The organism is Pedobacter steynii, assembly GCF_001721645.1.
Classification (GTDB): Bacteria; Bacteroidota; Bacteroidia; order Sphingobacteriales; family Sphingobacteriaceae; genus Pedobacter; species Pedobacter steynii_A.
In genome coordinates this window covers 101,392-112,993 of sequence record NZ_CP017141.1, presented here as the reverse complement: position 1 = coordinate 112,993, position 11,602 = coordinate 101,392, and the positions used below count along the sequence as shown (strand labels likewise).

Here is an 11,602-nt window from a genome sequence, read left to right as displayed (position 1 = left end):
GTTGGCCTTCATTTAATTTAGAAAATATAGTGATGAAAAAATTTAAATATATCATATATCTGGGGCTGTTTGCCGCCGTATTATCAGCTTGTAAAAAAGACCTGCTGAATAAAATTCCACAGGATAGTATTTCAAGTGAAACTTTTTGGAAAACCAGTAATGATGCTTTTCTGGCAGTAAATGCCTGTTATATGGACATTTCCGGAGATGCTTATCAATCCTATTATGATGCTTATGCGGATAATGCCTATGCACAATATCCATGGGAAAGTATTGCAACTGTGGTGAGCTCTGGAGATGTGAACCTGACAGTGGATTTTGGCTGGGAAGCAGGGTATAAGGCAATTAGAAAATTCAATTACCTGCTGGAAAATATAGACAAAACACCGGAGGATAAAAACTTGCTGGAGCGTTATAAAGCGGAAGTAAGATTCTTAAGAGCCTATCAATACCTGAATATGATTTTATTGGTGGGAGATGTTCCATTGGTGACGAAGACACTGCCCTTTGGAGAAGAGTTGCCGAGAACGAAAGAAACCGAAGTACTGAGTTTTGTGATCAAGGAATTGTCTGAAGTCGGGGCAGTATTGCCGGTTTCTTATGCCGGAGGTAAAAAAATGGAAAAGGGCAGAGTTACTAAGGGAGCTGCACTGGCACTGAAGGCCAGAGCTCACCTGTATTATAAACAATGGGCAGCAGCAGCAGCTGCTGCGAAAGAAGTAAAAGCATTGGGGTATAGCCTGTTTAAAGTAACTGCGGAAACCAATGCTCAGGATCTGAAAGATGATTACAGCAAATGGGTGGATTTTGCAGATGCTGCGGCAGAAAAGAAATTCAGATTAGGTTTACGTAGTTATGAGAAGCTGTTTTATGCCGAGAATGAGGGGAATTCGGAAGTGATTCTGGAGCGACAGTATACACCTGAAAAAGATACACATGGTTTGAATACTTTGATGTTGCCTGCTCAGGTTGGTGGCTGGGCGTCAATCAGTCCGACCCAACCTTTAGTGGATGATTACTGGATGAGTAATGGCCAGGATCATGTGCCGGTAGCTGTAACTACCCGGGCCGCCTGGTATAATGCAAAAGATCCAAAGTATTTGGATGAATATAAAAACAGAGATCCCAGGTTCTATGCCTCTATTGAATTTGATGGCAATCCATGGAACTTACTGGTGAATGGATATAGCTATAATTGGGGTGTGAATGAGAGTGCTTCCAAAACAGGTTACGGATTCCGGAAAATGGTGGATCCAAATGAGCAAAGAGAATATAAAGCTTTCAATAATGCGATACTGATCCGTTATGCCGAGGTTTTACTTACCCTGGCTGAAGCGCAGAATGAACTGAGCGGGCCCAATTCGGAGGTCTATGAGGCACTGGATGAAATCAGAACCAGGGTGGGAATGCCTGTCGTAGATAGAGTCGTTTACAATAGTCAGGATAAAGTCCGTTTATTGATAAGGAAAGAGAGAAGGATCGAACTCGCCGGAGAAGGTCATCGCTATTTTGACATCAGACGCTGGGGAATTGCACCTGCAGTTATGAAAGATCTGGTGGACATTAAAAATTCCTCAGTGCAGAAAAGATCCTGGAATGCTAAATTAATGAAGCTGCCGGTTCCGCAGGCGGCAGTAGATAAAAATAGTAAACTGAATCCCAATAATCCGGGATATTAAAAGAGGCTGCAATTGGTTAATTAGTTCAGGAAAGGCGCTCCGTTACTGGAGGGCCAATTCTGTTTTTGAACCTTATTATTTTATTGGTTTGATAGAAATAAAATCAGACTTTTAAGAGATGAACCAGATTCCGTTGAAAGAACACATCTCCGGAATTAAATAAACCAAAAACACAAATGAAACTATGAATTTAAAAAATGGACTCACTGCATTCTTGCTGGCGACCTGTATGGCCATGAATGTAAGTGGACAAAGTGTGAAGCATGACTTACATTTTGATCAGCTGGCAAATAAATGGGATGAAGCTATCCCCTTAGGAAACGGAATGTTGGGCGCTTTGATCTGGCAGAATGGAACCCGGTTAAGGTTCTCGCTCGATAGGGCAGATCTTTGGGATATGCGCCCAATGAAAGGATTGCACCGCAAAGAATTCAGTTACCAATGGGTGGTAGATCAGGTGAATAAGAAAGATTATAAACCTGTACAGGAATATTTTGATGCACCTTATGACCGGGAGCCGGCACCTTCAAAAATTCCCGGAGGGGCACTGGAATTTGAGACCGGAAACTGGGGGAAAGTCAAGGCGGTACATTTGTCGCTGAAAGATGCCTTATGTGAGGTAGCATGGACAAATGGAGTGAAATTGAAAACCTTCGTAGATGCGGTTAAACCTGCCGGCTGGTTCAGGTTTGAAAACGTAAAAGATAACTTTAAGCCTCAACTAATTGCACCCAGATACCAGGGGGCAGTCAGGAGCTCCGGGGATCCGGTAGGAGGAGATGACCTGTCAAGACTGGGGTATCCTCAGGGAAAGATTAAGGAAGAAGGAAACAGGATCACTTATCTGCAGCAAGGCTGGGGTGGATTTAGTTATCAGATTGTAGTAAACTGGAAAAAGATGAAGTCTGGTGCTGTGGAAGGGTATTGGACCATCACTTCAAGACAGGCAAAGCTTAGCAAGGCTGCAGATAAACCGGTTACCGGTGATTTTAGCTTGCGTTATGCTGCTCATAAAAATTGGTGGAAAACCTTTTGGAGTAAATCCGCTATCCATATTCCTGATGCTTTGCTGGAAAAACAATGGTACCTGGAACAATATAAATTTGGTTCGGCAGCGAGGGTAGGGGCTCCTCCGATTTCTTTGCAGGCAGTATGGACGGCTGACAATGGGAGAATACCACCATGGAAAGGAGATTTTCATCACGACTTAAATACTCAATTGAGCTATTGGCCGGCTTATAGTGGTAATCACCTGAAAGAAGCAATGGGCTATCTTGATCATTTAGAGGAGAATAAAGCGAATTATAAACGTTATACAAAACAGTTCTTTAATGCGGAGGGGATTGCTGTACCTGGAGTCACCACTCTGGATGGTACAGAAATGGGAGGCTGGATTCAATATTCTCTTTCTCCAACTGTTTCGGGCTGGCTGGCACAACATTATTACCTGCAATGGCGATACAGTATGGATCGTGATTTCTTGAAAAAGAAAGCTTATCCATGGATAAAAGGGGTTTCTGTATTTCTGGAAAGCATTACAGTGAAGGATGGAAATGGAAACCGGAAATTGAAAATCAGCTCTAGTCCGGAGATTAATGATAATTCTTTAAATGCTTGGTTCTCAGATAATACAAATTACGATCTGGCCATCATGAAATTCACCTTTAAAGCTGCGGCTGAGCTGGCTCAGGAACTGGGCTTTTCTCAGGAAGCAAAACATTGGACGCAGATACTGGAGGAGTTTAAAGATTTTTCAACTACAGAGAAAGGGGAACTGATGTTCGCACCAGATCTTGCCTATAAGGAGTCGCACCGTCATTTTTCTCATTTGATGGCGATACATCCGCTCGGATTGATCAAATGGGAAGATGGTGAAAAAGCACAAAGGGTGATCGCCAACAGCATTAAACTATTAGATAGCATAGGCCCTGATTATTTTGTGGGGTATTCTTATACCTGGCGGGCAAATTTGAAGGCCAGAGCTAAAAATGGAGAGGCGGCTGCCGAGGATCTCCGGATTTTCGCAAAAGCATTCTGTTCTGCAAATAGTTTTCATTTGAATGGAGATCAGCTGAAAGCGGGTTATTCAAAATTTCATTATCGCCCATTTACGCTGGAGGGAAATTTTGCTTTTGCAGCCGGATTACAGGAAATGTTGATACAGAGCTATGCAGGGTTTATTGAGCTAATGCCGGCTATCCCGCAAGGTTGGTCGGATGTTTCCTTCGAAAATTTACGCGCAGAAGGCGCCTTTTTGCTCAGTGTGAAAAGAACAGGAGGACAGGTAGAGGAATTGAAAATTGTTGCGGAAAAAGGTGGACAGACGAAATTGAAATTGCCCTTTAAAACCTGGTATGCAGCAAAAAACAATGGTGTCGTTCTGAAGAATACTGAAGATGGTTTCCTCAGCTTAACCTGTAAGCCTGGAGGAGAAATTGTGTTGAAAAATGGATATGAATAAAAAAAGATTCTAATTTTTATGATATAAAACGGGATAAGGATCTTGAATATGGCCATCTTTAATGACGTAAATACGATCTGCCAATCTGGTGGTTTCGGTTTTGTGAGTGATCAGGATGATGGCCATATTTCTTTTGAAACGTACAAGTAGCTCAAGAGTGAATTTTTCAGTACTGCTGTCCATAAATGCGGTTGCTTCATCGAGCAAAAGTAGCTGAGGTCTCCGGTAAAGTGCTCTGGCAATACCAACCAGTTGTTTCTGACCGGAAGAAAGCTTTACTTTTCCATCACCGATCTGAGTCAGATATCCCTGAGGTAGTGATTGAAAGAAATGATGAAGCCCGGTATTCATACAGAAGTCTATAATGGAAGAAGGACTGGCATGAGGGCTACCCAGTGCAATGTTATCCAACAAGGTTCCGTTAAAGATTTTTACTTCCTGAGGCACGATGGCGACGATGTTGCGTAACGAAGGGGTGGCGATATGGCTGATGGATTGTTCATTAATCGTAATCAAACCATATTGTGGAGTATAAAGCTTTTGTAATAGGGCAAAAACGGTGCTTTTTCCTGAGCCACTCTCTCCAAGTAAGGCGATACTTTCTCCGGAACTTACCCGAAAAGAAATGTCCTTCAGAATGGCGCTGCAATCCGGAAAGGAAAACCTCAGGTTTTTCACATAGAGCGATTGAAAATGGATGTACTGTAACTCTTCTTTCTCTCGTTCAGGATATTCCTTCTCGAGGGTGGAGAAAGCATACATGTTTTCTACAATCAGGGCCAGCTTTTCGATTGGTAAACGGATTTGTGAAGAACGGTAGATGGCAGGGATAATGGAAAGACCGGTGATGATAATGGCCATCATCTCGCCGGTTTTCAGCTCATGCCTGACTAAAAGTAAATAGGAAAGTCCGGTAATCAGGAGACTGAAGATCACGGTTAAGAGATCAGCGATGACGGCAGATCCGTTTTTTGATGCGGAGAGCCCCGCTTTCTTTTGGTAAGATGCACTTTGTATTTCTTCAGTCCGGGTGATGAAGTGATCCTCTGCATTGTGGATCTTTATAGCTTCAATACTTTGGAACATACTTAAATATTGTTCCTGATTCGCTTCATCGGCATGGCTGAGCTCTATTTGTTGACTCTTTATCGATTTTGCGAAATTCAACGTCACAAAGAAGAAAATCGAAATGCCTATGGAAAGAGCTGCCGCAACCGGGACCGAATACCAGGCCAGAAAAGCAGTTGCGGAAAAGATCAGGAGGAGGTCCATGAAAAGGGTGTTCGTGATATAGGAAATGATTTTCTGAAGCCCCCTATGTTCATGAAGCTTCGAAAGGAGCTCAGCAGTACTGTGGTCATCAAAGAATGATTTTGGCAGGTGAAGAGCAAGGCTAAGGAAAGCTGGTAGTACTTTATTGTTGATGCGCTTGTTCTGTGATAACAGCAGTTGCCTGCGAAAATAAGTCAGACCTGAACGAACAATGAGGGTTAAAAACAGAAGGATAAAAGCGACAGTGAACCGGCTTCGGTCTGCTGATGGAAGAAGCTCATCAATGAATACCTGTGAAAAGACAGCGGTAGAAAAACTAAGGATTGTAATGAAAAAACCAATAACCATATTGGCCGTAATGATATTGATGTCGTCCCTTAATAGCTTGCTGAGCCAGATCCATTTGGCTGCATTTTTTCTTTTAAAAGGGAAGAATCCGGTACATATTCCGGCAGGGTTTAGGGATGGATTTCTGCTCATGATCTATACAAAAATCTTTTAATAGCCATCAAATTACTAAACCACAGTGTTTTAATTTAGAGCTGTAGGTTTTAAATTAGAAGTTATTTTTTTGTCATTATTGTCCCATGTTGTCAGACTTTAATGCCCCTCTCTCCCCAACCCCGGGAATCCTCCTGATTATCAGCATCACTACGATAATCAGCGTCTACGCATTCTATTATCAAAAAGTCTATTTTTCTTTCCTGCTTCATCCATATAGTATCGCGGGAAAGAAGAAGCTGTATACACTGATTACTGCTGCCCTGGTACATACCAGCTGGTTTCATCTGATCTTTAACATGGCGATTGTCTATATTTTAGGGGTAATGGTGGAGCAGAAGTTCGAAATGATGGGAAGTTATGGTTCTGTCCGGTTTTTTGTCCTTTATCTTTTTACAACGATTACCGGAAATTTTGGCTCAGCCCTTGTCCATAGAAAAGATTTCTCTTTTAGAAGTGCAGGGGCGTCAACAGGGGCACTGGCTATTCTGGGAAGCTTCTGTATCGTGAATGCCACTGAAAGCTATATTTCCCTACCTTATCTGGGCGAAATTCTGAACATTCACTTCGTCATCATCTTTATTCTGGGTTTGATCTATGAGATTAAGTTTGGCAAAAAAGACCATACAGATCAATATGCCCATATCTTCGGTGTATTGTCCGGAATTCTGATTACTTTATTGTTTTATCCCCATCTATTTCGTTTAATCTACCTCTTTTAACAGTGATTCTGAGCATTGAAGTGTTTGTTTATCTTATAACTATAATTTTCCTATTGAGATAAGTTTACTTCTTTTTTAGTTTCAATTTTATAAAATTTAATGTAATTATTTTGTTTTGATAAACTGAATATTAAAAGACAAATCAAGAAGTTTTATATTTAGCTTGATATGTTTAACTTTATTCTTGTTATCTTCGTAAAGATTGAGACGTAAATATGCAATTTGGTAACGCTATAAGGATACAGAGAGTGATAAAAGGTTACAGTCAGGAATATATGGCTTCAAGGCTGAATATTTCCCAAAATGCCTATTCTAAATTAGAAAGAGAAGAGACTGAGCTGAGTGTCAGAAGAATTTATGAAATCGCCGAAATTTTAGAAGTTTCTGTTTATCAATTACTTCCTGATGTGAGGTCCAGTAGTGTGGTCAATCTCTCAGGTCTGGGCAGGTGGGTTATAAAAAGCAAATCATTCTTTAACACCTTATTCGATTGAAGATAAAAGGTGGAATAAATCTTTCGATTTCAGTTGATCTGTTCTTCTTATTTCTTATTTCTGCATCCTGTTTTTCTAACCGTAATCTCAGGTTAACAGCTGATTTATGCTTAAAGGTTAAAATATTTAATCAAAAATAGGATTGGTTAATTTATCTCCTTATTTTCTCCTTATAGGTTATTTTAAACGTTTTGGCTATAACTTAAAACCCATAGTTTTAATGGATTTATAAATTACGATTTAATTTTACTGAAATTCCAATTTAAACTTAACGGTGACTTTAAATGTTAGAAGGCATCCCGAAATATGGAAGGTAACACAGTCGGCTCTCAATCATTAACACTCTTATCATGAAAATTAATTTGCAAAACACCTTTTTTAAGGATTTCAATAACAGTTCAGCTTTTAAACCCTTCTAACTGTTAAACTTTCCTTCAGAATTGGTCATGAAGGAAATTCCTTAAATTAAGGAGTACACAGGTTAGAGATTAAATGGTCCGTTAAATGAAAATCTAATACGTAGTTTCAATGAATAATTATAAGGAAACCGAAAAGTTAAGAGATAGTCGGAGGACTAAACGTAAACTTTACGATGCAGTAGGGGATATTTTAAAAACTGAAGGGTACAGTGGTTTGGGCCCTAATAACATAGCAAGGTATGCGGATGTTCATAAAAAATTGATTTACCGGTACTTTGTCGGACCTCAGGAATTGATCGAATCTTATATCCTGGAAAAAGATTACTGGACCAGATCTTATAAAAAGCTTCCTGAAATTGTAGAAGCTAACCGACATGATTTCGGCAGGAGCCTGGCTGAGAATATGCTGGAGGAAAATCTGGAGTATTTCTCCGATAGCCCTGAATTGCAAAACATCATTTTATGGGAAATCAATGGCAGAAGCCAGATGATGAATAAAATAGCCCGGTTCCGGGAGAGTATCAAATCGGAACTCTTTGAATTGACAGATCCTCATTTCGAAGGCTCATCTGTAAACTTCAGGGCAATAGAAGCCATCTTGATTTCAGGGATCAATTACCTGGTATTACATTCAAAAAATAGTGGCAGTAATTTCTGTGAACTGGATATTAAGAAGGAGTCCGACAGGAGGGAAGTTGTTAAAGCATTAAAACAACTTGTCGGATGGGCATTTGATGCCGCTGCTAAAAAAGCTTAATCCTGCTTATTTTCTTGAGGTTTTTATTTTGATACGCTCAAGATGTCTTCTGGTGACATTCATGTAAGAAGCAAGCGTATCATCCTTCACATTCCTGTGCAGGACAGGCATTAATTTAGTCATGCTCAGGTACCTTTTTTCCGCATTGGGAATCCTGAGCATTCTTTCCCTTGCATCGGATAACAGTTGTTTCTCTTCCAATAGCTTGTAGAATATTTTGGCGATATCATTTGATTCCAAAGACATCTTTAAACAGGAATGATGACTGATAGAAAGTAAAGAACAATCTTCCAGGGATTGAATGTATTCATTGCAGGGCTCCTGCGAAAAGAAGTTGTTGGGAATGATAAACTGGTCAGGCCCTGCAAACCAGGTCGTGACCGGCTCCTTTTCTCCCATATAATATCCCCTTAATAAGCCTTTCTGGATAAAAAATATGCGATCAGGCAATTGTTCTGCACTAATCAGGATCTGATTCATGGATAGGGTTAGCGGATTAAAGTCCCTGTTTAAAGAATGAAAGACTTCGTCACTGACCGGACATAATGACCCTATCTTTCTTCTTAACGCAGTATATATCATAAGGATTTTTGTTTTAGGTAAGGGCTGTTCAGTGAGTTGTAAATCAATACGGGAAAATGTTGCAGGGCTATACATCATGTCGCCGAAGTAGGGTGTCTGTTCTTTCATGATAAATTCAATTCTTTAAGTCTACATATTCAAACTTAATTATCGGTTTCATGTAAAGTGGTGACATAAAGAATTATTTTTTTTAACCCCTTAAGATTACCTTTTCATTACTGTTATGGCTGCTTAGTGCTAATACCATATAGCAAATCACATCATAATCTATAAAAGGATAAATATTTCCGGAAGTAAAAATGGCACAAATGGTTCTGGTTCCTGAACAACCGGGAGCTGTTTGTATGATTTTATAATGAGTTGGATTTAAGGAATCTGTTCCTATAAAAGAATACCACTGCATAAGGTTTAGCGTTAATATCACCTATACTCTATCTTTAGTTCTAATTAACACAGGAGGAATCCTCCTGTGTTAGTTCCCAATGATTTAAATGTTAGTAGATCGAGTACGGTCCTTAAATTTATAATTATACTTACTTTTTTCAGGGTTTTCAGTGTTGTCCCTTGCCTGCTTTTCTGGGTATCTGGCATCTCCCGTTGTTAAATACCAAGTTAATTAGGAAATGAAGGGAATTGCCGGACAATTGTCACTTTTTTTTAAGACAATTGTCACATTTTTTAACGACAATTGTCCAAAACGTGTTGTAAACTGAAATGTTTTGCGGTAAATTAAGCCTAGACCGGAGCCATCTTATTGAATAGGTAATTGTTGCAGACAATGTTAATGGATTCCTGCTCCCGGCCGGAATAGTGTAACCGGACATTTGGAGTTCCCCTGTTATTCCATAACGCTGAAATCATTTCAAACTTTAACTGCTCAGAAATTAACGGATGGTTATGGCCGTCGTCGAAAGCCCGGATGGCGCATATAGCTTCTGTTCCGCAACAGGTTGGAGCGGTATAAACTTTTTCGTAGTTGTATTTCGTGGTTGGGTCATTGCCCAGACTTAAAATGTACCAGGATAGCATAGTTGTTTGGTTTAATTTGTGCCGAATTCCATTAAGAGTAAACCTGCTATTGCAATGCCGGTCAGGATAAAATTGACCTTGAGGTGGGTATTCCATCTCATGCCCCGGAAGATTCCCCCGCAGGGGCAGGGATAACGGTCGTAAAAGCCATAAACAGCACCTCCGATATAGATCGTAAAAATCAATAGCAGGATGGCCGAAAGATACATTCCTGATAGTCTGGTGTCAGGCAACCATAAAAGTAAAATGAGCAAAAGTTCGGTAAGGGGAAGCGTCCAGAACAAGAGTGCTCCAACCCATTTGGGAAATGCCTGATTTCTTAATCCCCGTCGGAATCGTGGAAGGTCCATGAATTTAGATAGGGAAGAATAAGCCCAAAGCATCATTAGTATCGTAGTAATCGCAAGAATAAAAACAGGTATAAGGTTCATCATTTTATTCATTTTTCGTCCGGATACTAAGTTAAGAAGGGAAGGGGGCATTGATTTCGACAATTGTCACATCTTTCGTAGACAATTGTCACATTTTTCGCCGACAATTGTCGGGAGAAACAGGTGGTAAATAAAAAAAGAGGCACTTGCCTCTTTTTTTATTCTTATAATTTCTTTTTTCCTTCTGATAATTTAGGTCCCTTCGTTTAGTTTCAACACTATTTTCCCAAAATGAGCTCCTTTTGAAAGGTAGTCAAAGGCCTGCTTAATCTCTGAAAATGAAAAGATCTTGTCTATTACCGGATGGAGGTCCTTCTTTTCTATAGCTTCGTTCATTTCCTGATAGGTATGTCTGGAGCCTACCAAAACACCTTTAATGGTTAACTTCTTCTGCAGAAAGTCAAAAATGTTAAGACTGGTTTCACTGCCATCTAAAAAGCCAATGATCACAATTCTGCCGGCAAATCTGCTGGCCTTAACAGCATCCTTTATTCCGGTTCCTGTAACTTCCAGAATAAGGTCTGCTCCTCCCATTGCTTCTATTTTTTCCGGCCATTCCGGATCTGTTCTATAATTGAAAACATGGTCTGCACCAAGTTGTCTGGCACGTTCCAGTTTCTGATCTGAACCAGAGGTAATGATGACCCTGGCACCGGCCATCTTAGCGAATTGTAAAGCAAATATGGATACTCCTCCGGTTCCCTGCAGCAGGACGGTTTCTCCTGCTTTAAGATCGCCTGCCTGATGAATGGCTTCCCAGGCAGTAAGTGCTGCAATAGGAAGTGTTGCGGCCTCTTCATGGCTTAAATTAGCCGGGCTCCTGATTAAAGCCGCTTCGGGAACACAAATGTATGCTGAAAATACACCCGGCACATCAACCCCTAAGCGTTTTTCTAATCCTTCAGGACTCAACTCACCGGAGGCCCATCCAGGGGTAAAATGGGTAGTCACCAAGTCGCCCGGAAGAAACCGGCTAACCGCAGTTCCGGTCCGCACAACGGTCCCGGAAGCATCAGATCCAGGAATATAGGGGAACTGATGACCAAAATCTCCGTTTACAATCATCAGGTCCAGATAATTCAATGAAATTGCAGCTACTTTAACTAAAACCTCATGGGCTTGTGGCTCGGGGATCTGATGTTCTTCAATGTTCAGGTTCCGTATTCCGTATTTTTCATTTACAACTAATGTTTTCATTTTCTTTGATCTTAAATTTCATCAAAGCTAAGAGAGTAGTATCTTTGCGTCAAGTATG

General features: G+C 40.5%; 11 protein-coding genes. 5 read left to right on the top strand and 6 right to left on the bottom strand.

Going from position 1 to position 11,602, the window contains the following annotated elements:
• Window positions 1-32: 32 nt before the first annotated feature.
• The gene (locus BFS30_RS00450; protein WP_069377470.1) at window positions 33-1,679 is read left to right on the top strand and encodes a RagB/SusD family nutrient uptake outer membrane protein; all 1,647 of its coding nucleotides are present in this window, start codon (window positions 33-35) and stop codon (window positions 1,677-1,679) included.
• Window positions 1,680-1,863: 184 nt separating this feature from the next.
• A complete protein-coding gene (locus BFS30_RS00445; protein WP_083251883.1) occupies window positions 1,864-4,140 on the top strand; it encodes a glycosyl hydrolase family 95 catalytic domain-containing protein in 2,277 nt (758 codons plus the stop codon).
• Window positions 4,141-4,149: 9 nt separating this feature from the next.
• On the opposite strand, the gene BFS30_RS00440 is transcribed toward BFS30_RS00445, so the two are convergent.
• Entirely contained in the window at window positions 4,150-5,892 is a 1,743-nt protein-coding gene (locus tag BFS30_RS00440; RefSeq protein WP_069377469.1) for a peptidase domain-containing ABC transporter, read from the bottom strand.
• Between the two features lie 107 nt (window positions 5,893-5,999).
• On the opposite strand from BFS30_RS00440, the gene BFS30_RS00435 reads away from it, so the two are divergent.
• The 3 genes from BFS30_RS00435 (at window position 6,000) to BFS30_RS00425 (ending at window position 8,305) form a co-directional block, all read left to right on the top strand.
• A complete protein-coding gene (locus tag BFS30_RS00435; RefSeq protein ID WP_069377468.1) occupies window positions 6,000-6,635 on the top strand; it encodes a rhomboid family intramembrane serine protease in 636 nt (211 codons plus the stop codon).
• A 215-nt stretch (window positions 6,636-6,850) separates the two neighbouring features.
• Window positions 6,851-7,129 (top strand): helix-turn-helix domain-containing protein, encoded by a 279-nt coding sequence (locus BFS30_RS00430; RefSeq protein WP_069377467.1) that lies wholly within the window; start codon window positions 6,851-6,853, stop codon window positions 7,127-7,129.
• A gap of 528 nt (window positions 7,130-7,657) precedes the next feature.
• A complete protein-coding gene (locus BFS30_RS00425; protein ID WP_069377466.1) occupies window positions 7,658-8,305 on the top strand; it encodes a TetR/AcrR family transcriptional regulator in 648 nt (215 codons plus the stop codon).
• Window positions 8,306-8,311: 6 nt separating this feature from the next.
• Here the strand turns inward: BFS30_RS00425 and BFS30_RS00420 are convergent, their stop codons facing one another.
• The 5 genes from BFS30_RS00420 to BFS30_RS00400 form a co-directional block, all read right to left on the bottom strand.
• Entirely contained in the window at window positions 8,312-8,995 is a 684-nt protein-coding gene (locus BFS30_RS00420) for a Crp/Fnr family transcriptional regulator (protein WP_069377465.1), read from the bottom strand.
• Between the two features lie 82 nt (window positions 8,996-9,077).
• Window positions 9,078-9,290 carry a hypothetical protein gene (locus BFS30_RS00415; RefSeq protein ID WP_069377464.1) on the bottom strand — a complete coding sequence of 71 codons (213 nt, stop codon included), beginning with the start codon at window positions 9,288-9,290 and terminating at the stop codon, window positions 9,078-9,080.
• A 332-nt stretch (window positions 9,291-9,622) separates the two neighbouring features.
• Window positions 9,623-9,916, bottom strand: a complete 294-nt coding sequence (locus BFS30_RS00410) for a hypothetical protein (protein WP_069377463.1) — start codon at window positions 9,914-9,916, stop codon at window positions 9,623-9,625.
• Window positions 9,917-9,927: 11 nt separating this feature from the next.
• The gene (locus BFS30_RS00405) at window positions 9,928-10,350 is read right to left on the bottom strand and encodes a MauE/DoxX family redox-associated membrane protein (RefSeq protein WP_167353110.1); all 423 of its coding nucleotides are present in this window, start codon (window positions 10,348-10,350) and stop codon (window positions 9,928-9,930) included.
• Between the two features lie 189 nt (window positions 10,351-10,539).
• Window positions 10,540-11,544, bottom strand: a complete 1,005-nt coding sequence (locus BFS30_RS00400) for a zinc-dependent alcohol dehydrogenase family protein (RefSeq protein WP_069377462.1) — start codon at window positions 11,542-11,544, stop codon at window positions 10,540-10,542.
• Window positions 11,545-11,602 lie beyond the last annotated feature (58 nt).

Bases quoted from the DNA above. Each gene is read 5' to 3' on its own strand.
- BFS30_RS00450 (WP_069377470.1), top strand. From the start codon at position 33: ATGAAAAAATTTAAATATATCATATATCTGGGGCTGTTTGCCGCCGTA.
- BFS30_RS00445 (WP_083251883.1), top strand. From the start codon at position 1,864: ATGAATTTAAAAAATGGACTCACTGCATTCTTGCTGGCGACCTGTATG.
- BFS30_RS00440 (WP_069377469.1), bottom strand. From the start codon at position 5,892: ATGAGCAGAAATCCATCCCTAAACCCTGCCGGAATATGTACCGGATTC.
- BFS30_RS00435 (WP_069377468.1), top strand. From the start codon at position 6,000: ATGTTGTCAGACTTTAATGCCCCTCTCTCCCCAACCCCGGGAATCCTC.
- BFS30_RS00430 (WP_069377467.1), top strand. From the start codon at position 6,851: ATGCAATTTGGTAACGCTATAAGGATACAGAGAGTGATAAAAGGTTAC.
- BFS30_RS00425 (WP_069377466.1), top strand. From the start codon at position 7,658: ATGAATAATTATAAGGAAACCGAAAAGTTAAGAGATAGTCGGAGGACT.
- BFS30_RS00420 (WP_069377465.1), bottom strand. From the start codon at position 8,995: ATGAAAGAACAGACACCCTACTTCGGCGACATGATGTATAGCCCTGCA.
- BFS30_RS00415 (WP_069377464.1), bottom strand. From the start codon at position 9,290: ATGCAGTGGTATTCTTTTATAGGAACAGATTCCTTAAATCCAACTCAT.
- BFS30_RS00410 (WP_069377463.1), bottom strand. From the start codon at position 9,916: ATGCTATCCTGGTACATTTTAAGTCTGGGCAATGACCCAACCACGAAA.
- BFS30_RS00405 (WP_167353110.1), bottom strand. From the start codon at position 10,350: ATGATGAACCTTATACCTGTTTTTATTCTTGCGATTACTACGATACTA.
- BFS30_RS00400 (WP_069377462.1), bottom strand. From the start codon at position 11,544: ATGAAAACATTAGTTGTAAATGAAAAATACGGAATACGGAACCTGAAC.